The sequence below is a fragment of the Gordonia sp. (in: high G+C Gram-positive bacteria) genome (assembly GCF_047602025.1).
Classification (GTDB): Bacteria; Actinomycetota; Actinomycetes; order Mycobacteriales; family Mycobacteriaceae; genus Gordonia.
In genome coordinates this window covers 2,744,848-2,765,819 of record NZ_JASGII010000001.1, presented here as the reverse complement: position 1 = coordinate 2,765,819, position 20,972 = coordinate 2,744,848, and the positions used below count along the sequence as shown (strand labels likewise).

Sequence of the window (20,972 nt, the reverse complement as noted above, 5' to 3'; positions counted from 1 at the left end):
CCGTCCCTGGGCGGTACCTGCGAATTATCCCCAGGACGCCCGCCGCCGAGCCGTCTCGTGATGAAATGGCATGCAGCAAGAGCAAGGGGAGAACTCAGATGAACACCGCACTGCAGCGCGCGCTGACGGCCACCGTGGCCGGGGCCGCCGCGCTCTCGATCGCGCCGGCGCTCGCCTCGGCCACCGCGCCCGAACTCGACTTCGCCCGCTACCCGGGCGTCAACGCCAACAGCTACGTGTCGTACAACTACGACAACAACGGCGGCGCCTGGTTCCGCGCCGGCGGCTACTACTGCCAGATCGGCCAGTACCCCGGCCGCGTCGCCTGCAAGGGCTTCGTCGGGACCGCCCCGGCCGGCACCCAGGGCGTCCTGCTGAACAACCACCAGGGCCCGTGGTGGGTCACCCCGAAGGGCATCTTCGAGCCGAGCATCCGCATGGAGCCCCGCGCCCACTATCGCGCCAAGGTGCTGCCCGTCGGCCGCAGCATCAATATCTACGACGTCACGTGCGCCCGTCCGCGCGCCCACGTCGTCTCCTGCACCACGCGCGGCCGCGCCTTCGTGATCAGCCCCCGCTGGCACAAGTTCATCGGCCCCGGCGGCACCCACAACTACAACCCGCCCAAGTCCAAGCTCCCGCCGAGCTTGCGCTGAGGCCGTCGGCCTGACAAACGAAAGCCGCCGCCCGGTTCCCCGGACGGCGGCTTTTCGTTTGCGTGCGAACTACTCCGCGACGACAGCCAGATCGAAGTTGGCCGCGACGTTCGGGTGCAGCTTCACGACGACCGGGTAGGTGCCGGTGGCCTTGATGTGGCCGTTCGGCAGCTCCACGTTGCGCTTGTCGACGGCGGGACCGCCGGCGCTCTTGATGGCACCGACGACGTCGCCCGTGGTGACCGAGCCGAACAGCTTGCCCGAGTCGTGCGTCTTCACGCCCAGCGAGACGCTCGACAGGCCCTCGAGGGCCTGCTTCAGCTCGTTGGCGTGCTCGACGTCGCGCACCTCGCGGTCGGCCTGGGCGCGCTTGATGCCCTCGACCTGCTTCTCGGCGCCACGGGTGGCGACGATCGCGAGACCGTTGGGGAGCAGGTAGTTGCGGCCGTAGCCGTTCTTGACCTCGACGATGTCGCCGGCGACACCGAGGTTCTCGACAGCAGCAGTCAGGATGAGCTTCATAGTCAGATCCCTTCCGCTTATCGACCCGTCGAGGTGAACGGCAGAAGCGCCACCTCGCGCGAGTTCTTGACGGCGATCGCGACATCGCGCTGGTGCTGCACGCAGTTACCAGTCACGCGACGCGAACGAATCTTGCCGCGGTCCGACAGGAACCGACGCAGCAGCGCGGTGTCCTTGTAGTCGATGTCCTGCGACTTGTCCTTGCAGAAGCTGCACGCCTTGGCCTTGACGACCTTCTCGATGCGGGGCTTCCGACCCTTTTGCTTTGCCATGTATTACTCCAGATGAATCAGAAAGGTGGTTCTTCCGAGGCACCGCCCGCCGAACCCGCGGCAGGCGCGCTGCCCCACGGGTCCTCGTTCGCTGCCGGCTGGCTCGATGCCGCGGGACGGCCTCCGCCGCCCTGGGGGGCACCGAAGCCGCCACCGCCGCCACCACCGCGCGAAGCGCGGGTGACCTTGGCGGTTGCGTACCGCAGCGACGGGCCGATCTCGTCGACGTCGAGCTCGTACACCGTCCGCTTCTCACCCTCGCGAGTCTCGAAGGAGCGCTGCTTGAGGCGACCGGAAACGATGACGCGGGTGCCCTTGGTCAGGGACTCCGTCACGTTCTCGGCGGCCTCGCGCCAGATGTTGCATCGCAGGAACAGCGCCTCGCCGTCTTTCCATTCATTGGTCTGACGGTCGAAGGTGCGCGGCGTCGAAGCCACCGTGAAGTTGGCGACCGCGGCACCGGACGGCGTGAACCGCAGTTCCGGGTCGGCCGTCAGGTTCCCGATGACGGTGATAACCGTTTCTCCAGCCATGTGCTTTCCCCTCGAGGATCGTGGTGTGTCGGATGGTGGGCAGATGCTCGACGTGCCGTTCCAACCAGGTTGTTTGTCCCTAGCCTATGGACCGGCACTGACAGGCGCGACGCGTATGGGCGAATCGCGCCGTCGGGCTTACTGCTTGCGCAGGACCTTGGTGCGCAGCACCGACTCGTTCAGCTTCAGCTGACGGTCGAGCTCGTTGACCGTGTCCGGCTTCGCGTTCAGGTCGATGACCGCGTAGATGCCTTCGGCATTCTTCTCGATCTCGTAGGCAAGACGGCGCTTGCCCCAGATGTCGACACCGTCCACAGTGCCGCCATCCTTACGGACGACGTTGAGGAAGGTATCCAGGGAGGGGGCGACGGTGCGCTCGTCCAGGTTCGGATCGAGGATGACCATCAGTTCGTAGTGACGCATAAGACCACATCACCTCCTATGGGCTAATCGGCCACGGACGTTCCGTGGCAGGAGGGTCGCCTGCGTCGGCAACCGCTCAAAGATACATGAGGACCGGTTGACCTGCGAAATCGCGGACTCCCCTCGCCGCTCTCGTCGACGACCGCATAGCCTGTACCCCATGTCCGACGACAGCAAGACCGCCGCGCTGGGCCCCCTGGATCGCACGCGCCGCGGCGACGCGGTCACCGCGGCCGTCGTCTCGGTCCTCTTCACGTGTCTGGCGATGGCGTGGAGCTTCGCCGCCAAGCTCCAGTGCGGCGGCCCGCCGTACAAGGCGGAGGGCCGCTCCAAGCGCTGGCCGATCGGCGACGGCGACGCGGTCATCCCCTGCTACAACGACATGATGAACCTGTGGTTGGGCAGGGACATCAACAACCACGTCTTCCCCTACATCCACGGTTCGATCACCTCCGGCGGCGGCCTCGTCGGCGGCTCCGTCGAATACCCGGTGCTCTCCGGCGTGCTGATGTGGCTAGGCGCGATCGGCGCCCACACCGACCGCGAGTTCTTCATCCACTCGGCGCTGATCCTCGCGCCGTTCGGCATCATCGTCACGCTGCTGCTGGTGTACCTGGTCCGCTGGTGGGCGCTGCTGTGGGCCGCGACCCCGCCGCTGGTCCTCTATGCCTTCCACAACTGGGAGCTGCCCGTCGTCGCGACCGCCGTCGGCGGCATCGCCGTCGTCGCATGGGGCGCGTCGCCCGGCCGCGACGGCAATCCGCGGCTGTCCCTGCGCGCGGCGGGGGTGTGGGCGGCGATCCTGTTCGGCATCGGCTTCTCGCTGAAGATGTATCCGGGCTTCTTCGTGCTGCCGCTCGCGCTGTACGTCTTGACGCGCGGCGGCGGGTTCACGCAGCGGTTCCGCTCGCCCAAGGAGGTCGCGACCGACCTCGACTGGCGCGGCTTCTGGACCGTCGCCGGCGCGGCGACCGCGACGGTCGTCGTGACGCAGGGTCCGTTCATGGTGCTCGGCTGGGAGGGGTGGCGCGCGGCGCTGTCGTTCCAGGGCAAGCGCAAGGCCGAAGTCGACACCAACTCCATTTGGTACTGGGGCTGGCGGATCGTCACCGGCGGCGAGCCGGGCTCCTACAAGACATCGGACTCCCTCAACACGTTCGTCGGGATCGCGTCGCCGCTGCTGATCGCGGTGTCGTTCGTGCTCGCCGTCTGGCTGGGCTGGCGCGTGTACCGACCCGACAAGGTGACCATGGGCATCTACCCGTGGATCGGCGTGTGCGGCGCGATGCTCGCCGGCTTCATGGTGTTCCACAAGGTCCACTCGCCGCAGTACACGCTGTGGATCCTGCCGTTCTTCGCGCTGTTGAAGATCCGCTGGCCGGTGATCGTGGCGTACCTCGTCGCCGACCTCGCCCTGGACCTCACGATCTTCCGACTCTTCGGCATCATCAACAACCCGGCGCACCCGCCGATGAAGTGGTGGGTCATCGGGGGCGTCAACCTGGGCGTCTGGGTCCATGCGGCGCTGTTGATCTACCTGATCTTCGCGTTCGTGAAGGCCGCTCCTCGCGCGCCGTTGGCGTCGATGGGCCTGAAGCTTCCGCCCGCGGCTTCTCCCTGACTTCTGGGCGGATCGCCGGTGGGCCCCGCCCGCCGCGCGCATACTTGCCCCATGCTGACCGCCGGACTCGTCCTCGCCATCCTCGCCGCGCTCCTGCACGTCTTCATCTTCTATCTGGAGTCGATCGCCTGGACGTCGAAGCGGGCCCGCGCGGTGTTCGGCACCACCGAGCAGCAGGCGCTCGACACCCGCGAGCTCGCCTTCAACCAGGGCTTCTACAACCTGTTCCTCGCGATCATGGTCGTGGTCGGGACACTGGTCGTCGCGCTGTCCGACCACCGCGGCGTCGGCCTGGCGCTGGTGTTCGCCGGTACGGCGGCGATGCTCGCGGCCGCACTCGTGCTCGGGATCTCCTCGCCGTCGCACCGCGGTGCAGCGGTGCGCCAGGGAGCCCTGCCGCTCCTGGCCGTCGTCGTGCTGGCGATCGCCTGATCTTCGCCCGCCGGCCGTCGACGCGGCCGAGCGGGACAGATCAGCGCGGGACGAGATGCGCGACGATGGCTTGCTCGGCCGCGTCCAGGTAGACCCGCGCTTCGGCGATACCGATGACCAGGTCGTAACCCTCGTCGGTGGTGAAGTCGTGGATATACCCGTTCAGGAAGCAGAAGGTGACCATCAAGGTCCAGCCGGTTCGCTTGTTGCCGTCGATGAACGGGTGATTCCGGACGACGCTCTCGAGCAGTGCCGCGGCCTTTCGCGACAGGGTCGCGTACGCGTCCTTCCCGAAGACCGTCGTCGCGGGCCGTGCCAGCGCCGAGGCGAGAAGGCCGGCGTCGCCGACGATGAAGCCGAACTCATGCGCGACGAGAAGGGCGTCGTCGAGCGTGAGGTAGTCGGTCACGAGTCGGCGAGCCGATCCAGCAGTTCGGCGTCGTGGCTCCGGACGAAGTCGACGGCGGCAAGTATCTCGTCACGACGGCCGTTGCGCTGAGCAAGCGCCTCGATGGCTTGCAGGACCAACGCGTGCTTGGACACGTGCTCGGCAGCGGCGATCGCGTCGAGCCGCGCGTCGAGCTCAGGCGGGATCCGCAGCGTCATAGCCATACCGAAATGGTATCAGTCGCGATGTCGACGGTCGAGAGTGTTTCAGGCCGACAGCGGCGACCGGCTCAGGTGCGGGGTGGGCGTCTCGACGACGTCCGGCTCGTCGTCGTAGTGCTCCCAGATGATGTGCAGGCACACACCGAGCAGCGCGACCATCCGCACGACCACGGCGAGGGTGTACCACTGCGGCGGCAGCCAGTGGTGCGACGGCGCGAGGTAGACGCCCATGCGCGGCACCCACGCCAGGGCCTCGATGAGCATCCACACCATCAGGATCCGACTCGACCGCACCGCCAGCACGGCGAACGGCACCAGCCACAGCGTGCTCTGCGGACTCCAGGTCTTCGACGCGATCAAGGTGCCGGCGATCAGGAGGAACGCAATCGAGTACACGTCGAAGGGCTTCGGCGAGCGCACGACGATCACGATCACCGCGGCGATCGCCGCGATCACCAGCACCAGGGAGATCACGTTCACCGCCGTCACGTTCAACGACAGCTTGACCAGCGTCGCAATCGCGCCGTAGAGACTGTCCGGCTCGGGCGCCCGCGCGGAGAAGAACCGCCAGTACTGCAGCCACCCGGTGCTCGCGCCGATCGCGACGGGCAGGTTCACCACCAGCCACGTCGCCAGAACGGCGACGACGACCTTGAGGGGGTCGCGATACAGATCCCTCGCGGGCCTCGCTCGCCCCCGCCGCTCGAGGTACAGCGACAACCCGAGCGCCAACAGCACGAGCAACGGCCACAGCCCCGTCGTCAGGGCGAGACCGAACAGCACGCCCGACGCCCACCACCGTCGACGGTCCCAGGCCAACAAACCGAGCATGACGAGCATGACCGTCAACAGGTCGAACGACGTGAAGGCGTGGACGAAGATCACCGGCGACAGCGCCGCCACCCACACGAACCAGCGACGTTCGTCGGAGAGCTTCACCAGCACCCAGATCGTCACCAGCCAGCACAGCGCCAGCACGACGGCCACCAGGTTGAAGAACAGCACCGGGCTGATCACCGACGGCACGCCCCAGTGCACGTGCAGCCACTGCCAGCCGGCCACGACCTTGGCCGCGCCGTACGCGAACATTCCGGTCCCGACCGGCGTCGCCCACCGCTGCGTCACGGTCTTGCCGGCGGCGGTCTTGCCCTGCCACGACGTCCAGAACGGCACCCCGTCGCCGAGGTGCTGGCGGCCGTAGACCGCGACGACGTCGGTGTAGCAGAGCGAGTACATCTCGCGCTGGTTGTCCCAATTGAGCCGGTGGGTCTTGTCCACCGACACCCGGGGGCCGTCGGCGGCCGACGACGGCGCCTGCTGCAGGCACGCGGTCTTCCCGGAGAACCCGATCGCCAAACCGACCAGCGCCAGCGCGAACAGCACGCGCAGCGCGGAGAACCGGGCGCGCCCGATGGCGGCGTGTGTGCCGACGGGCCCGCCGATTCGCTCCGAGGACGGAGCGACGAGGGGATCGTCGAGCGACGGCGCCCACCGCCGCACCGACCGATTCAGGTCGGGTGCGAGCGGCGCGGGCGAATCGACCGCGTCGGTCACGTCGGGCTACCGATCAGCCCCAGGGGAACGGCAGTCGCGGCGGCGGCGGTCGCTGCGGACGCGGGCGCGGACGCGGTGGCGGGTTGTATCCGCCGCCCCCACCGCCGCGCGGCGGGTTGTACTGACGCGGCGGCGGCGGGCCGGGCACGGTGATGCCCGGTGCGACGGTGAAGTTGCCGTCGCGACCCTGGCCGGGCAGGCGCTGGCGCTGCGGCGGGGGGGTGTAGCGCGGTGCCGGAGCGACCTCGATCGGCACACCGGCCTGGCCGCCGACCGCTTCGGGCGTCGGGAACTGCTCGATGGGGTCGCCGGAGAGGGCGCCGTCCATCGCCTGCTTCCAGATCTGCGACGGCAGACCCGAGCCGTACACCGGGCCGCCCCACGGGGTCTTCAGCGCGGTGCCCTTGTCGGTGCCGACCCAGACGGCCGTCGACAGCTGCGGGGTGTACCCGACCATCCAGGCGTCCTTGTTGTCACCGGTGTTGCGCAGCTGCGCGGTGCCGGTCTTGGCGGCCGCGGGGCGCGAGCCGTAAGTCGGGTCGTACAGGTTGGCGCCGTTGGAGTAGGCGGGGATCGGCTCCAGCGCGGCGGTCACGTTGTCGGCGACCTTGGCGGGGAAGACGCGCTTGCCCGGATCCTTCTTGCGCTCGAAGAGCACGTTGCCGTCGTTGTCCTCGACCTTGGTGACGAAGTGCGGCTTGCGGTAGATGCCCGACGCGGCGAGCGTCGCGTAGGCCGACGCCATGTCGATGACGCGCGAGGGGTACTGGCCCAGGACCACACCGCCCTCGACGCCGCCGTTCTTCTCCTGCAGCGTGTGCGGGATGTCGCCGAAGCTCTCGGCGATGCCGGCCTTGTGCGCGGCCTTCGCGACCGCGTCGGCCTGGCCCTTGAGGTCCATCATCAGGCGGTAGTAGACGGTGTTGAGCGACATCTTCATCGCCGTCGCCAGGTTGCACGATCCGCAGGACAGTCCCTCGGAGTTCTTCACGACCAGGCCGTTGGTGCCCTCGTAGGGCTCCGAGCTGTAGATCTTCGACAGCGGGATGTCCTGCTCCAGTGCCGCGACGAGCGCGAACACCTTGAACGACGATCCGGTCTGCAGGCCGGCGTTGGCGTAGTCCCAGCCGGCCGCCTGCTTGCCGCCGTAGTAGCCGGCGACGCCACCGGTGCGCGGGTCGATCGAGACGATGCCCGTGCGCGTGGACTTCGGGTAGTCCTCGAGCTTGTCGTCGGCCGCCTCGGTCAGCGAGTTCTGCACCTTCTTGCTGATCGTGGTGGTGATCTTGAGGCCCTCGGTGCGGACCTGCTGCTCGGTGATGTTGAGCTCGTCCAGCTCGTCGAGCACGCGGCGCTTGATCAGGCCCATCGTGCCGTCGTCCTTCTGGCCGGCGCCTTCCTTGTACTTCAGCACCTTCGGGTACTTCATCCCCGCACGGTCGGTCGCGGACAGCGAGCCGGTCTCGACCATCGACGACAGCACCCAGTTCCACCGCATCTCGGCGGCTTCCTTGTTGTTGTCGGGGTCGTAGGTCGACGGCGAGCGGATCGACGACGCGAGAACGGCCGACTCGGCGGTCGTCAGCTTCGACAGCGGCTTGCCGAAGTAGGCCTGCGACGCGGCGGCCACGCCGTACGAGCCACGACCGAAGTAGATCGTGTTCAGGTAGGCGGCCATGATGTCGTCTTTGGACCACTCGTTGCTCATCTTGGTGGCGATCGCCAGCTCGACGAACTTGCGGCGGTAGGAGTGCTCGTCGCCGACGAGGGCGTTCTTCACGTACTGCTGGGTGATCGTCGAACCACCGCCGGCGTCCTCGCGGCCGGTGACGCGGCCGACCACCGCGCGACCCAGGCCGCGGATGGAGAAGCCCGAATTCTTGCGGAACTCACGGTCCTCGGCGGCGATGACCGCGTCCTGCAGCGACTTGGGGATCTCGTCGATCTTGACGTCGGTGCGGTTGCCCTCGGGCGGGATCACCTTCGTCATCACGCCGCCCTCCTTGTACAGGATGTTGGCGACCTGGTTGTGCTTGATATCACCCGAGGCGGGAACGTTGGCGAAGATGTAGGTCAGCAGGAAGGCGAGGATGCCGATGACGGCCATCACCGGCACGAAGCCGCCGACGAGGCCGACGCCCCAGGCGATCTTCTTCTGCTTGGACATCTCTTTGACGCGGCGGGCAGCGGCCAGCGACTTGCTGGTCACCGAGCCCTTAATGCCCGCTGAGCTGGTGGAACCACCCTTCGGTGCACCGGTACCGCTGCTCATGTGTTGCCTTTCCGTGTGCCGCATCGCACGCCGTCATTCCCGACAGGTGCGGGAGACGCAAGAATCACTTCGCTATTTTACGCGTTCGCGGCGTCTGAGAATTCTGACCGGAAACGTATGACCGGATCAAATGGTTCCAATGGCAGGATCGGCACACCTCGACGACGTGCACCGACAGCTCCCCATACTTGTTCGCGAGCTGGTCGATCTCGGCCAGCGAGCGGGCCGATCCGGACGCCTGGCCGAGGCGGTCGCCGAACACCCACGACACCAGGGTGAGTGGTTCCTTGCGGCAGATCGGGCACGTGATGTCCGACGGGCTGCCGTGGAACGCCGCGGCGTTCAGCAGATACGGATTGGCGTCGCAGACCTCGCCGACGCCGATCCGCCCGGAATTGACCTCGGCCAACCGGGACCGTCGTCGCAGGGCGTAGTCCACGACCTGACGCGGCGCGGCTTCCTCCCACGGCGGTGAGTCCGGACGGGGCGCTGCCATGACCCGAGCGTACTCGTGCCCTCCCGCCGGATTGGGGAGGTCGGTGATCTATCCCACCCGACTGGCGCTCGAATATATCGGTGCGATACATTCGACAGCAGCATCGAACCAATGGCTAATCGTGATAGGGCGAACCGCGCATCCGTGCGCGCCGAGGAAAGGAGGCTCAGATGCTCGAACTGGCAGTCCTGGGTCTGCTCCTCGAATCGCCCATGCACGGCTACGAGCTGCGCAAGCGGCTTACCGGTCTGTTGGGCGCGTTCCGTGCGTTCTCGTACGGCTCGCTCTACCCGACGCTGCGCCGGATGCAGGCCGACGGATTGATCGTCGAAGACACCAGTCGCGACGGCACCAAGGTGCGTCGCGGTCGCCGGGTCTACGTGCTGACCGACGCCGGCCGTGCTCGTTTCAACGAGCTCGTCGCCGACACCGGTCCGCAGAACTACACCGACGACGGCTTCGGTGTGCACCTCGCCTTCTTCAGCCGGACCCCGGCGGTGGCGCGGATGCGCATCCTGGAGGGCCGTCGACGGCAGGTCGAGGAGCGCCGCGAGCGGCTCCGGGAACTCATCGGCGGGACCGCCCGCAGCGATGACCGCTACAGCCGCCAGCTCCACGAGCTGAGTCTGGAATCGAGCGAGCGCGAAGTGCGCTGGCTCAACGAACTCATCGCCGCCGAGGCTTCGGCCGGTGATGACACAACAGGTAAGAGAACGACGGCCGGCAAAGCCGCGTCGTCGCAACGAAAAGGAGAGCCCGACCATGGGTGAGCACAATCAGGTGCGTGTGGCCATTGTGGGCGTGGGAAACTGCGCCTCATCCTTGGTCCAGGGAGTCCAGTACTACAAGGACGCCGACGAGAACTCGACCGTCCCCGGTCTGATGCACGTCAAGTTCGGCCCGTACCACGTCCGCGACGTGGAGTTCGTCGCCGCTTTCGACGTCGACGCCAAGAAGGTCGGCTTCGACCTGTCCGAGGCGATCAACGCCTCGGAGAACAACACCATCAAGATCTGCGACGTTCCCCCGCTGAACGTCCAGGTCCAGCGCGGCCACACCCTCGACGGTCTCGGCAAGTACTACAAGGAGACCATCACCGAGGCCGACGGCAAGGGCGTCGACGTCGTCAAGGCGCTCAAGGATGCCAAGGTCGACGTGCTCGTCTCCTACCTGCCGGTGGGTTCGGAAGAGGCCGACAAGTTCTACGCCCAGTGCGCCATCGACGCGAACGTCGCGTTCGTGAACGCCCTGCCGGTGTTCATCGCCTCCGACCCCGTGTGGGCCAAGAAGTTCGCCGACGCCGGCGTGCCGATCGTCGGTGACGACATCAAGAGCCAGGTCGGCGCGACCATCACCCACCGCGTAATGGCCAAGCTGTTCGAAGACCGCGGCGTCGTGCTCGACCGCACCTACCAGCTGAACGTCGGCGGCAACATGGACTTCAAGAACATGCTCGAGCGCGAGCGCCTTGAGTCCAAGAAGGTCTCCAAGACCCAGGCCGTGACCTCGATCCTGGACGGCCCGCTGTCCGGCAAGGTCTACGACAAGAACGTGCACATCGGCCCGTCGGACTACGTCCAGTGGCTCGACGACCGCAAGTGGGCCTACGTCCGCCTGGAGGGTCGTGCCTTCGGTGACGCCCCGCTGAACCTGGAGTACAAGCTCGAGGTCTGGGACTCGCCCAACTCGGCCGGCATCATCATCGACGCGGTTCGCGCCGCGAAGATCGCCAAGGACCGCGGCCTCGGCGGCCCGATCCTGCCGGCCTCGGCCTACCTGATGAAGAGCCCGCCGGAGCAGATCCCGGACGACATCGCCCGCGCCCAGCTCGAGGCGTTCATCATCGGCGCCGAGTAAAGCCGCTCAGCACAGGAGCCCCTGCCCGTTCGGGTGGGGGCTCCTGGCATGTGTGCTGAGATTTCTCCCCTGCTGACCAATGGATGGCAATCTTCCCTTGAGTGGTCACCAGGGGAGATTTTTCAGCAGGGTTCGTCAGACCGAGAAGCAGCCGAGGATTCCCGGCGACACGGTGACGACGATCGGCGCGCTGTAGATGCTGCGGCCGCGGGTCGTCTGTACCGCGCGAAGGACCCGGCGGCCGGGCTCCTTGGGGCGCCAGATGAAGATGCCCTTGTCCGCGGCCGGCACGGTGCGTGCGACGACGCGAGCGCTGCGCGAGCCGGCGCGGCCCTCGACGAGGCGGATGGTGTTCGAGCCGTCGTTCACCCGGACGCGTGCCTCGTAGGGGCAGCCGACGGTGAAGTTCGAGAACGACATCGGCGACGACAGGCTGACGCGCGAGACGACTGTGGCGTCGGCGGGCGCGGTCACCGCGGTGGACAGTGCAGCACAGGCTGCCGCGCTCAGGGCTGTGGCGGCAGTAATCCTCTTCACGACCTTCTCCCTCAGGTTCGTCGAAATCTGATCGCTAACAGAATGACGCATCCCCGTGACCATAACCAGGGGATTACCTGTCAGATCGCTGTGGATGGGCGGCGGCGAAATGTCGCACACTGCAGGGATGTTGGCGAGTGGGTCACGATAGGGTTCGCTAGCGAGAACGACACCCAGGAGGACTCCCGATGACCACCACCGAGGCGCTGCAGCTCAAGGTTCGCGAGATTCTGGCCGAGAATCTGCAGGACAAGGTCCAGGAGACCAAGGCCGGCGGCTTCACCGTGCGCAACGGCTCGAGCCGACTGTTCATCGAGGTCCAGGCCTGGAAGGACAAGACGCTGGTGAGCCTGCGGGTGCCAGTCCTCTTCGACGTGCCGTGCACCGCAGAGCTCAACGAGTACATCGCCTACCACTCGGACTCGTTCGTGTTCGGGGCGCTCGGGCTGCACAAGGGCGAGAAGGCGGACACGGCGACGGTCAGCCTCAAGCACAACCTCCTCGGCGACTTCCTCGATCCGGAGGAGCTGATGTCGGCTGTGTACGGCCTGGCATTCGTGGCCGATGACGTCGACGACGAGTTGAAGGCCAAGTTCGGCGGACTTCGCTTCCATGAGGACGAGGACGAGGCGCCGACCGGGTCGGACGATTCGAAGGCCGAGGACGCCGAGGGTGAAGCGGAAGCTGCTGCCGATGACGACGTTGAGGACGGCGACGCCGAGTAGTCGCCGCTACGTCCCGCGTACCGGGGCGCCCAGGATCTGCGACGCCCGGTAGACGTGCCCTTCGACCGTTCGCACGGAGACGACGAGGCGCTCGGCGATCTCCTTGTTCGACAATCCCTTCGCGGCCAGCCGGACGATCTCGCGCTGACGGTCGGTGAGCCCGTCGTCGTCGACGGCCGCGGCCATCGCCGGGGTCTGGGCGCCGGTCCGTCCGGCCAGTGCTCGCATGCGCTCGGCAGCGGTGAGTGCGGAGCCCGATCTGCCCTCGCGCCGATAGGCCGCGGCGGCCTGGGCGGCGGCGTCCGCGGCACCGACGAGGTCGCCGTAGCGCTCGTACTCCTCGCTTGCCGCCATCAGCGCGGCGGCGTCGCCGGCGGCCAGCGCGGCAGCGTGGACCGCGGCCGTCTGCGCCCTCGGAAGATGGGGCAGCTGCCGGGCAAGCGCGGCCAGCCGCTCGGCGACACACGCCGACCCGAACCGCGCGGCCGTCTGCAGGCAGTAGACCTCGTACGCCGCTTGGTCGGCCTTCTTCGCGAGGGCGGCCGCATCGAGGGCCTCGGTGATCGCCGCCGACGTCGCACCGTCGAGCGCGTCCGCCCAGGCGGCGATGGCCTGCCACTGCGGACGCATCGACGCGTAACCGTCGTGCTCGCCGGTGCTGAGCCGTTCCAGCAGCTCGCCGAGGCGCTCACGGTCGCCGACCTGTGCCGCGACCTCGGCGCGCTCGAGGGCGAAGCTGAACCACATCTCCGGCCCCGCGTCGACGTCGTCAAAGGTGGCGAGTGCATCGTCGAGCAGCGCTCCCGCCGTCTCCAGTTCGCCGCGCGCGCTCGCGGCGACGCCGGCAAAGCCGGTCAACCAACCGGTCACCGCGCCGGGCTGCGGCGGCACCTGCGTCTGGACGGAGCGCCAGACCTGCTGCACGCGCTCGGGGTCGCCGGCCAGCTTCAGTCCGCGCAGGTGCGGCAGGGCCAGCGTCAACCGCCAGTAGGCGATGAGCGCCGACGTCTCGGCGAGCACGGCGCCGCGTCGCACGGCGTCCTCGAGTTCGGGCAGTCGACCCGTCTCGGCCAGCGCGGTCAACTCTGCCCAGTCGACGGTGATGCGGGCCTGTTCGCTCTGCGGCGCCGTCGAGTGGAACTCCGCGATGACCTTCAGCGCCTCGACCGGCTTGCCGGCGGCGGTGAGCAACATGCCGTCGGCGGCGAGGGCCGCGGTTCCGGCGTCTGCGGATCGCGCCCGCTGCACAATCGCCGCCGCACCGTCGGCGTCGTTGCGGGTCCACAGGCGCGTATAGGCCTCCAACACCAGCAGCGATTCCCACTGGGCCGGGCTCAGTTTGGCGACGTCGATGCGCGCATACATGTCCTCCGCGCCGTCGGCGTCGCCGAGCACGGTCATGGCGTGCGCGGCGGTCAGCTGCGCGCTCGGCAGCTGCTCGCCCGGACCGACCTGCGTGGCCAGCTCGATCGCCAGCGGCAGCGCGGCCAGTCCCATCGCGGCGACCGCGCCGTCGCCAAGCACCTCGCCGCGGACGGGCGTGGCATCGGCGCGGCCGGCCAGCACGGCCCGCTTCACGCGGTCCTGGACGTCGGGGTGCTTGACGTTGCCGAGCGCCTCGACGAGTCGGGTCCGCAGGCGCCGCTGTCGTGACTCGGAAAGCCTCGCGAGACGGACTTCGCCGTACAGCGGGTGCGTCAGCCACACGTCGGCATCGCCGGTCGTGCGGCGCTGGGCGTCGACGGTGACGACGTGGGCGGTTTCGGCGGCTTCCAGGGCTTCGGGACTCGTCAGGTCGGCGACGACGGACAGCGGCACCGGTTCGGCGAGCGCCACGACGTCGAGCACGTCGAGGATGTCGTCGGGCAGGTCGCGCAGCCGGGCGTCGAGCACGCCAACGAGCGTCGGTGGCAGCTCACCGTCGCCGCCCGCGAGCCGGCAGGCGGCTGCCGAGGGATTGGCGAGCAGCGACGTGACGAACAGCGGATTGCCCTCGGTGAGGCGCCAGAGTTCGTTGAGGCCTTGGTCGCCGAGGTCGTCGTCGAGAAGGTCGCGCGAGAGCTCCTCGACCGATTCGCGGGACAGGGGAGCGAGGTCGACGCGGGTCAGGCCGTCGACGCGGAGCAGCGGTGTCAGCTCGGGGCTGAGCGGCTCCTCCGAACGCCAGATCAGGACGACGCGAACCGCGTCGGACAGCGCCAGGGCTTGCGTGACGACGATGGACAGCGGGTCGAGGGCCTGGACGTCGTCGACGACGACCACCGCCTCGCCGGGCGGCGACGACATCGCACCGATGAGCTGACCGATGCGGAGGGCGGGATCGACCTCGTCGCCGCTGATGTACTCGGCGTACGCGCCAAGCGGAACCGTGCCCGCCGAGATGCTGCCGCGGACCCAGCGGGTGTTGGCGAGGTCGGCGGTGGCCTCGGCGACCAGGCGGGTCTTTCCGATGCCGGCGGGTCCGGACACCACGACGGTGCGGACCCCCTCATCAAGTCCGCTCTGCACCTGGGCGACCTCGCTCGCCCTCCCCACCAGGGGCCATCGCGAAGGCATTGAATGGATAGTAAGTCTGATTGCCGGACGCCGCGGGAGGTCCGCTCGACAAGCCCTGCGACAATGACACCGTGATCCGCATCTTCGGCCTGTCAGTGGCTGTGACCCTCGCAGCCCTCGTCGCGGCCTACCTGTACGGCGGAACCTCGCAGATGGGTGCGGCCCGCGCGCTGTTCCTCGTCGTGGTCCTGGGCATCCTCGAAGTCTCGCTCTCCTTCGACAACGCGGTCATCAACGCCTCGATCCTGCGCAAGATGAGCCTGTTCTGGCAGCGGATGTTCCTGACCATCGGCATCCTCATCGCCGTCTTCGGCATGCGCCTGGTGTTCCCGCTGGCGATCGTGTGGGCCACCACCAGCCCGCGCCTCGGCCCGATCGAAGGCCTGCGCCTCGCGCTCAACCCGCCGACCGACGGCAGCAAGACCTACGAGCAGCTCGTCACCGCCGCACACCCGCAGATCGCCGCCTTCGGCGGGATGTTCCTGTTGATGCTCTTCCTCGACTTCATCCTCAACCGCCAGGACCGCACCTGGCTCAGCTGGATCGAGAAGCCCCTCATCCGCGCCGGTCGCCTCGACCAGGCGTCGGTGATCGCCGCCCTGATCGTCCTGCTCGCCACCGTGTTCATCTTCGCCGACGCCCGCGAGGAGCACCCGGTCATGATCGCCGGCATCCTCGGCCTGCTGACCTACCTCCTGGTGAACGGTCTCAGCAACTACTTCCACATCGAGACCGAGGAGGACGACGACGAGGAGCCCGCCCAGTCGCACGACGGCCCCGGTCCGATCATGAAGGCGACGGGCCGTGCCGCGTTCATGCTGTTCCTCTACCTCGAGGTCCTCGACGCGTCCTTCTCCTTCGACGGCGTCATCGGCGCCTTCGCGATCACCGCCGACCCCATCATCATCGCCCTGGGCCTCGGCCTCATCGGCGCGATGTTCGTCCGCTCGCTGACCGTGTACATGGTCCGCCGCGGCACCCTCGACGACTACGTCTACCTCGAGCACGGCGCGCACTGGGCGATCGGTGCGCTCGCCATCATGTTGCTGGTCTCGATCGGCGTCCACATCCCCGAGGTCGTCACCGGTCTCACGGGCGTGTTCATCATCCTGGCGTCGTACCTGTGGAGCATCCGCTACCGCAAGCGCAACGTCGCTGCGGCCCCCGAGGCCGTTGATTCGTGAATCGGTCTAGTCCCGCGTGCGGATTGTCATCGCGCGGGCACGATTGTCGACGCGCGACGGCAACCCCCTCGCGCGAGCGGAGAATCTAGGCCGACAGCCCGAACTCCGCGGCGCGATAGCCACTCATGCCGTGCACGCCGCCGCCGGGCGCGGTCGCCGATGAGCAGAGGTACACGCCGGGCACGCCGGGCACGCCGGTCGCATACGGATTCGGGTTGACGAGATTCGCCGACAACCGCGGCCGCGCCAGGACCTGCCACAGCGACGCGGCGCCCGACCCGATGTCCCCGCCGACGAAGTTCGGCTCATGCTCGCCGAGTTCGGCGGCCGTGACCACCTTCGACTCGACGATCACGTCGCGGAACCCCGGCGCACACCGCTCGATCTCCGCGGTCATCGCCGCACCCATGTCCCGCGTCGACCCGTTCGGCACGTGGCAGTACGCCCACGCGATGTGCCGCCCGGTGCCGCCCGCGCGCGACGGATCGATCCGCGTCGGCTCGCCCGCCAACAACCACGGCCGCTCGGGGTGCTCGCCGCGCGCGACGGCCGCCTCGACGTCGGCGATCTGTCGGTAGCCCTCCGCGACGTGCACGGTCGCGGTCCGGGTGGGCAGCGCCGAGCGCCACGGAATCGGCTCCGACAACACGAAGTCGACCTTGCAGACCCCGGGCCCGAAGCGCCAGCGCTCGTATCGCCGTCGCATCCGGCGCGGCAGCCGGTCCCCCAGGATCGCCGCGGCATCGCTCGTCGACGTGTCGAAGTAGTACTGCCGCGCGACGGGCAGCTCGTCGAAGGAGCGCACCCGCCACCCGGTCTGCACCTGGCCGCCCGCCTCCCGCAGACACGACACCAGCGCGTCGGCGATCGCCTGCGACCCGCCCTCGGCGATCGGCCATCCGGTCACCGACGCGGGCGCCAACAGCAGCAGCCCGGGTCCCGTCGACGCGGCCGCCGACAGCGGCCGGATCGCATGGGCGGCGACGCCGGCGAACAGCGTGCGCGTGCCCTCGTCGTCGAAGGCCCCGGTGAACCCGTCGACCGACCGCAGCGCCTTCAGCCCGAACCGCGCCATCACCATCGGATGACGCGGAATCCCCAGCGGACGCAGGACCGAATCGATCAGCATCGGCAGCGTCGACGAGTCGACGCCCACCAACCGTCGCCACGCCCGACCGTCGCCGCCGAGCCCCGCCGTCGTCGCAGCCAGCTCGCGATACACCGCGACGGCCCGCTGCGCGTCGAAGACGTGCGCCAACGACACCTCGGGCGTCACCCAGCGCAGCCCGTGCGCCGCCAGGTCGAACTCGGCGAACGCGGGCGAGACCCGGCCCAGCGGATGGACCGCCGAACAGACGTCGTGCACGGTGCCCGCGCCGAAGATGTCGGCAGATCGCATACCGCCGCCGACGGTGTCGTCGGCCTCGATGACCAGCACCGACCGCCCGGCGCGCGCGAGCTTGGTCGCCGCGGTCAGCCCGTTCGGCCCGGACCCGACGACGACGGCGTCCCATCGCGCCGCGCCACGCCCCGATCCCGACCTCCGCATGGCGTCACTATCGCACGCACAGCCGCTAGATTGGAGTCCATGGCTTTCGCGCGCGTGATCCTTCGACAGTTGGCCGTCGCCGTCGTCCTGTTCGCGTCGGCCTTCCATAGTTTCGTCGCGGCCGGGGCCGCCCACGCCGAGCCCCCGATGAACCTGCCCGAGCAGATGCAGATCCACGACGCCGCGCAGGTCATCAGCGATGACGACCGCGCCAAGCTGCAGACCGCGATCGACAAGCTCTACGAGCAGCGCGGCGTCAGCCTCTGGGTGGTCTATGTGAAGACCTTCGACAACCTCAAGGCCGACCAGTGGGCCAAGCAGGTCGTCGAGAACAGCGAGTTCACCGCCCGCGACGTCCTGCTGGCCATCGCCACCGACTCGCGCCGCTACTACTTGTCGACGCCGGAGGTCCTCGGTCAGTCGAAGATCGACGAGATCGGCGCCAAAGACGTCGAGCCGAAGCTCAAGAAGGGCGAGTGGGGCGCCGCCGGCATCAGCGCCGCGCGCGGCATCGACAAGGCGCTCTCCCCGTCGCGGACGCTCGCCTACGTCGCCACCGGCGTCGGCGGCACCGCGGCCCTCGCCGGCGGCGGCGCCTACCTCTACTCGCGGCGCAAGCGCGAGGAGGAGGCCAAGGCGCGCCTGGAGTCGCTGCGCACCGCCTCCGACGAGCTCACCGTCGACCAGCTCGCCACCCAGTCCCTCGACGTCCTCGATGACTGGTCGCGCGAGATCCTCACCGACACCGACAACGCCGTCCGCACCAGCGCCGAAGAACTGCAGCTGGCCGTCGACGAGTTCGGCGACGCGCAGACCAAGCCCTTCCGCGACGCCGTCGAGTCGGCGAAGAAGAACATGGCCGACTCCTTCGTGCTGCGCCAACGCCTCGACGACGACATCGAGGAATCCGCCGACGAGCAGCGCTCGATGCTCGTGCAGATCATCACCACCTGCCACGACGTCGACGCCAGCCTCGACGAGCAGGTCCGCGAGTTCGACGAGATGCGCAACCTGCTGCTGAACGCGCCTGAGCGCCTCGACGGCCTCACCCGCAGCGTCGTCGACCTCAAGACCCGCGCCGACGCCGCCGAGAGCATGCTCGGCTCCCTCATCGCCAAGCACGGCGAGGACCGCGTCCAATCCGTCTCGCACAACGTCGAGCTGGCCGAGAAGCAGATCGCCTTTGCCGAGGAGAACATCGACGACGGCCGCGTCGCCACGGCCGCTCCCGCCGGCCAGCAGGGCGCCGCCGTCGCCGCCATCCGCGCCGCCGAGGGTGCCGTCGCGCAGGCCGGCAAGCTGCTCGATGCCGTCGCCAACGCCGACGGTGCGATCGCCGCGGCGGGCGTCCGACTGCCCGCCCTCATCGACGAGGTGAAGGCCGAGATCAAGGCGGCGGGCAAGCTCGACTCGTCGCCCGCCCTCGACGACGCCGTCGCCGAGGCGCAGGCAGCGCTCGACTACGCCGCCGCCAACACCGAGAGCGACCCACTCGGCTCCTTCACGACACTCGTCGAGACCGACGCCGTCCTCGACCGCGAACTCGACGCCGCCCGCGCCCAGACCAAGAAGCGCAAGCGGACCGTCGAACTGCGCGAGCAGACCGAGACCGCCGCCGCGTCGAAGGTGGAGTTCGCCCGCGACTTCATCGACACCCGCCGCGGTGCCGTGCAGTCGGAGGCGCGCACCCGCCTGACCGAAGCGCAGCGACTGCTCAAGTCCGCCCGGGACCGGCCGGCCAAGCAGGCGAGCGAGGCCGTCGACGAGGCGCGGCGCGCCGGAGCGCTCGCCGACGAGGCGTTGATGAGCGCGCAGGCCGACGTCGTCGACTGGCAGGCCGTCGAGCAGCCGACCAACCCCGGCAGCGACCCGTCCGCGATCGGCGCGGTCCTGTCCGGCGTCCTCGTCGACAGCTTCCTGCGCGGCACCGCCGGTCGCGGCAACCAGGGCGGCTACACCTACGACGGTCGCTCGCCGGGTTCCTACGGCGGCTCGTCGAGCTCGGGCCGGATCGGTACGGGCGGTCGGTTCTAGCGCGTTTCGCGCACCTCGTCGAGGGATCCGACCCACCCGGAACCCTGGAGGCTGCGTGCCTCGTCGAGGGGCAACGGTTGGTCGCCGGCCGATCGGCGCAGCGCCCACGCACCTGCGGCGGCGACGAGCGCACCCAGCGCGGCGAGCAGCGGGATGATCCGCCCCGCCAGCCAGCCCGGTCGCGCCTGCGAGCGGGCCGCATCGGCGAGCGATTCCCGGGTCTTCGCGTCGTAGCGGAACGTCGCGGCGAATGAGCTGAGCCTGCGGTCTCCGGCGCGGTAATCGCGGTGCACGACGATCTGGGCGTCGATGATCAGCCCCGACTGCTCGTCGACAGAGAGCGTGTAGCTCCCGCCCTGAAACGCGTGCGCTTCGACGCTGGCGCCCGGCCAACCGAACCACGATCCGGGTTTGACGATCCGAGTGCGCGGATCGGCGTCGGGGAGGGCGGCGAGGTCGGTGTCGGGGATGTCGGCGCGCAGCTTGGTGACCGACCGCCCGGCGACGGTGTCGCGGCCGAGCTTGTTGAGGTCGACGGTGCGACGCGTGATCGGGTCGAAGAAGCGCTGACCGTCGGGGTTGAAGCCGGGGGCGAACAGGTAGGTGACGCCGTCGCGCTGGGGCAGGACGACGGCGGGCCGGTTCGAGTCGGTCTGGATGCTCGACTCGCCCGTCGGGGCGGCTGTCGTGCGGCGGACGGTGACGCGGTCGACGACGGCGAGTTGGACCGGGTCGGCGCAGCCGGTCGCGTTGTCGTCGCGGCGGATCACGGTGCCCGCCTGCAGGGTGGCGATGTGGCGGTCGGCCGGTCGGACGGCGACCACGCGCTGGCTGCGGATCAGCTTGCCCGGCGCCAGCATGGCCGCTCTGGGCCGGTCGAGCGAGCAGCGGTCGAGTGTCGCGATGGGCTCGGTCGACGTCGAGATCGCGACCAGGCTGGTGTCGAGGGAGACGCGGGCCAATTGCGGCGCGAGAAACAGGGGCGAGGCGATCGCGACCGTCGCCAACAGCGCGGCCAGGAAGACCAGCGTCGGGGGCAGGAGCTGGCGGGTGGACCACCTGCTGGTCTGGGCGTCGGGCACGGTCGCGAGCGTACCTGTGGTGGTCGAGTGCCGACGAGCGAAGCGAGTTGGTGTATCG

At 68.8% G+C, this 20,972-nt stretch carries 21 protein-coding genes; 8 read left to right on the top strand and 13 right to left on the bottom strand.

All coding sequences use genetic code 11. The annotated features are described in order from the left end of the window. The first annotated feature begins 98 nt into the window (after window positions 1-98). Window positions 99-656, top strand: a complete 558-nt coding sequence (locus QM728_RS13895; protein ID WP_415032594.1) for a hypothetical protein — start codon at window positions 99-101, stop codon at window positions 654-656. A 69-nt stretch (window positions 657-725) separates the two neighbouring features. On the opposite strand, the gene rplI is transcribed toward QM728_RS13895, so the two are convergent. The 4 genes from rplI to rpsF all read right to left on the bottom strand — a co-directional run bounded on the left by rplI (window position 726) and on the right by rpsF (window position 2,406). Continuing rightward, window positions 726-1,178, bottom strand: a complete 453-nt coding sequence (rplI, locus tag QM728_RS13890; RefSeq protein ID WP_415032593.1) for a 50S ribosomal protein L9 — start codon at window positions 1,176-1,178, stop codon at window positions 726-728. Window positions 1,179-1,195: 17 nt separating this feature from the next. Further along, entirely contained in the window at window positions 1,196-1,450 is a 255-nt protein-coding gene (rpsR, locus tag QM728_RS13885; RefSeq protein WP_415032592.1) for a 30S ribosomal protein S18, read from the bottom strand. 17 nt (window positions 1,451-1,467) lie between these two features. Next, entirely contained in the window at window positions 1,468-1,983 is a 516-nt protein-coding gene (locus QM728_RS13880; protein ID WP_415032591.1) for a single-stranded DNA-binding protein, read from the bottom strand. A 138-nt stretch (window positions 1,984-2,121) separates the two neighbouring features. Next, a complete protein-coding gene (gene rpsF / locus QM728_RS13875) occupies window positions 2,122-2,406 on the bottom strand; it encodes a 30S ribosomal protein S6 (RefSeq protein WP_415032590.1) in 285 nt (94 codons plus the stop codon). Between the two features lie 160 nt (window positions 2,407-2,566). On the opposite strand from rpsF, the gene QM728_RS13870 reads away from it, so the two are divergent. Beyond that, entirely contained in the window at window positions 2,567-4,027 is a 1,461-nt protein-coding gene (locus QM728_RS13870; RefSeq protein ID WP_415032589.1) for a hypothetical protein, read from the top strand. A 51-nt stretch (window positions 4,028-4,078) separates the two neighbouring features. Next, window positions 4,079-4,459 carry a DUF1304 domain-containing protein gene (locus QM728_RS13865; RefSeq protein WP_415032588.1) on the top strand — a complete coding sequence of 127 codons (381 nt, stop codon included), beginning with the start codon at window positions 4,079-4,081 and terminating at the stop codon, window positions 4,457-4,459. 40 nt (window positions 4,460-4,499) lie between these two features. Here the strand turns inward: QM728_RS13865 and QM728_RS13860 are convergent, their stop codons facing one another. The 5 genes from QM728_RS13860 to QM728_RS13840 all read right to left on the bottom strand — a co-directional run bounded on the left by QM728_RS13860 (window position 4,500) and on the right by QM728_RS13840 (window position 9,390). Next, a complete protein-coding gene (locus QM728_RS13860; protein WP_415032587.1) occupies window positions 4,500-4,868 on the bottom strand; it encodes a type II toxin-antitoxin system death-on-curing family toxin in 369 nt (122 codons plus the stop codon). Further along, window positions 4,865-5,071: a CopG family ribbon-helix-helix protein gene (locus QM728_RS13855; protein ID WP_415032586.1), complete on the bottom strand. Its 207-nt coding sequence runs from the start codon at window positions 5,069-5,071 to the stop codon at window positions 4,865-4,867. Before QM728_RS13855 ends, QM728_RS13860 begins: the two co-directional genes overlap by 4 nt. 42 nt (window positions 5,072-5,113) lie before the next feature. Next, window positions 5,114-6,622, bottom strand: a complete 1,509-nt coding sequence (locus tag QM728_RS13850) for a glycosyltransferase 87 family protein (protein WP_415032585.1) — start codon at window positions 6,620-6,622, stop codon at window positions 5,114-5,116. A 13-nt stretch (window positions 6,623-6,635) separates the two neighbouring features. Next, window positions 6,636-8,894, bottom strand: coding sequence for a transglycosylase domain-containing protein (locus QM728_RS13845; RefSeq protein WP_415032584.1), 2,259 nt, complete (start codon window positions 8,892-8,894; stop codon window positions 6,636-6,638). A gap of 64 nt (window positions 8,895-8,958) precedes the next feature. Next, window positions 8,959-9,390, bottom strand: coding sequence for a DUF5318 family protein (locus QM728_RS13840; protein WP_415032583.1), 432 nt, complete (start codon window positions 9,388-9,390; stop codon window positions 8,959-8,961). Window positions 9,391-9,560: 170 nt separating this feature from the next. On the opposite strand from QM728_RS13840, the gene QM728_RS13835 reads away from it, so the two are divergent. Both QM728_RS13835 and QM728_RS13830 read left to right on the top strand, forming a co-directional pair. Beyond that, complete coding sequence (locus QM728_RS13835; protein WP_415032582.1) at window positions 9,561-10,160, top strand: PadR family transcriptional regulator; 600 nt, start codon at window positions 9,561-9,563, stop codon at window positions 10,158-10,160. Then, window positions 10,153-11,247 (top strand): inositol-3-phosphate synthase, encoded by a 1,095-nt coding sequence (locus QM728_RS13830; RefSeq protein WP_415032581.1) that lies wholly within the window; start codon window positions 10,153-10,155, stop codon window positions 11,245-11,247. The genes QM728_RS13835 and QM728_RS13830 overlap by 8 nt, the downstream gene beginning before the upstream one ends. A gap of 135 nt (window positions 11,248-11,382) precedes the next feature. Here QM728_RS13830 and QM728_RS13825 read toward each other — a convergent pair whose 3' ends face one another. Further along, complete coding sequence (locus QM728_RS13825) at window positions 11,383-11,784, bottom strand: hypothetical protein (RefSeq protein ID WP_415032580.1); 402 nt, start codon at window positions 11,782-11,784, stop codon at window positions 11,383-11,385. A gap of 188 nt (window positions 11,785-11,972) precedes the next feature. Here QM728_RS13825 and QM728_RS13820 point away from each other — a divergent pair, with 188 nt between their 5' ends. Further along, entirely contained in the window at window positions 11,973-12,509 is a 537-nt protein-coding gene (locus tag QM728_RS13820; protein WP_415032579.1) for a T3SS (YopN, CesT) and YbjN peptide-binding chaperone 1, read from the top strand. 6 nt (window positions 12,510-12,515) lie between these two features. On the opposite strand, the gene QM728_RS13815 is transcribed toward QM728_RS13820, so the two are convergent. Further along, on the bottom strand, window positions 12,516-15,065 hold the full coding sequence (locus tag QM728_RS13815) for a LuxR C-terminal-related transcriptional regulator (protein ID WP_415032578.1): 2,550 nt from the start codon (window positions 15,063-15,065) through the stop codon (window positions 12,516-12,518). Window positions 15,066-15,136: 71 nt separating this feature from the next. On the opposite strand from QM728_RS13815, the gene QM728_RS13810 reads away from it, so the two are divergent. After that, on the top strand, window positions 15,137-16,249 hold the full coding sequence (locus tag QM728_RS13810; protein ID WP_415032577.1) for a DUF475 domain-containing protein: 1,113 nt from the start codon (window positions 15,137-15,139) through the stop codon (window positions 16,247-16,249). Window positions 16,250-16,334: 85 nt separating this feature from the next. On the opposite strand, the gene QM728_RS13805 is transcribed toward QM728_RS13810, so the two are convergent. After that, window positions 16,335-17,798: a phytoene desaturase family protein gene (locus QM728_RS13805; protein WP_415032576.1), complete on the bottom strand. Its 1,464-nt coding sequence runs from the start codon at window positions 17,796-17,798 to the stop codon at window positions 16,335-16,337. A 39-nt stretch (window positions 17,799-17,837) separates the two neighbouring features. Between QM728_RS13805 and QM728_RS13800 the strand changes: the two genes are divergently transcribed. After that, window positions 17,838-19,832 carry a TPM domain-containing protein gene (locus QM728_RS13800; protein WP_415032575.1) on the top strand — a complete coding sequence of 665 codons (1,995 nt, stop codon included), beginning with the start codon at window positions 17,838-17,840 and terminating at the stop codon, window positions 19,830-19,832. Here the strand turns inward: QM728_RS13800 and QM728_RS13795 are convergent. Next, the gene (locus tag QM728_RS13795; RefSeq protein ID WP_415032574.1) at window positions 19,829-20,914 is read right to left on the bottom strand and encodes a DUF3068 domain-containing protein; all 1,086 of its coding nucleotides are present in this window, start codon (window positions 20,912-20,914) and stop codon (window positions 19,829-19,831) included. The genes QM728_RS13800 and QM728_RS13795 overlap by 4 nt on opposite strands. Window positions 20,915-20,972: the final 58 nt, after the last annotated feature.

Bases quoted from the DNA above. Each gene is read 5' to 3' on its own strand.
- QM728_RS13815 (WP_415032578.1), bottom strand. From the start codon at position 15,065: ATGCCTTCGCGATGGCCCCTGGTGGGGAGGGCGAGCGAGGTCGCCCAG.
- rplI (WP_415032593.1), bottom strand. From the start codon at position 1,178: ATGAAGCTCATCCTGACTGCTGCTGTCGAGAACCTCGGTGTCGCCGGC.
- QM728_RS13835 (WP_415032582.1), top strand. From the start codon at position 9,561: ATGCTCGAACTGGCAGTCCTGGGTCTGCTCCTCGAATCGCCCATGCAC.
- QM728_RS13865 (WP_415032588.1), top strand. From the start codon at position 4,079: ATGCTGACCGCCGGACTCGTCCTCGCCATCCTCGCCGCGCTCCTGCAC.
- rpsR (WP_415032592.1), bottom strand. From the start codon at position 1,450: ATGGCAAAGCAAAAGGGTCGGAAGCCCCGCATCGAGAAGGTCGTCAAG.
- QM728_RS13895 (WP_415032594.1), top strand. From the start codon at position 99: ATGAACACCGCACTGCAGCGCGCGCTGACGGCCACCGTGGCCGGGGCC.
- QM728_RS13840 (WP_415032583.1), bottom strand. From the start codon at position 9,390: ATGGCAGCGCCCCGTCCGGACTCACCGCCGTGGGAGGAAGCCGCGCCG.
- rpsF (WP_415032590.1), bottom strand. From the start codon at position 2,406: ATGCGTCACTACGAACTGATGGTCATCCTCGATCCGAACCTGGACGAG.
- QM728_RS13830 (WP_415032581.1), top strand. From the start codon at position 10,153: ATGGGTGAGCACAATCAGGTGCGTGTGGCCATTGTGGGCGTGGGAAAC.
- QM728_RS13800 (WP_415032575.1), top strand. From the start codon at position 17,838: ATGGCTTTCGCGCGCGTGATCCTTCGACAGTTGGCCGTCGCCGTCGTC.
- QM728_RS13820 (WP_415032579.1), top strand. From the start codon at position 11,973: ATGACCACCACCGAGGCGCTGCAGCTCAAGGTTCGCGAGATTCTGGCC.
- QM728_RS13855 (WP_415032586.1), bottom strand. From the start codon at position 5,071: ATGGCTATGACGCTGCGGATCCCGCCTGAGCTCGACGCGCGGCTCGAC.
- QM728_RS13880 (WP_415032591.1), bottom strand. From the start codon at position 1,983: ATGGCTGGAGAAACGGTTATCACCGTCATCGGGAACCTGACGGCCGAC.
- QM728_RS13870 (WP_415032589.1), top strand. From the start codon at position 2,567: ATGTCCGACGACAGCAAGACCGCCGCGCTGGGCCCCCTGGATCGCACG.
- QM728_RS13805 (WP_415032576.1), bottom strand. From the start codon at position 17,798: ATGCGGAGGTCGGGATCGGGGCGTGGCGCGGCGCGATGGGACGCCGTC.
- QM728_RS13845 (WP_415032584.1), bottom strand. From the start codon at position 8,894: ATGAGCAGCGGTACCGGTGCACCGAAGGGTGGTTCCACCAGCTCAGCG.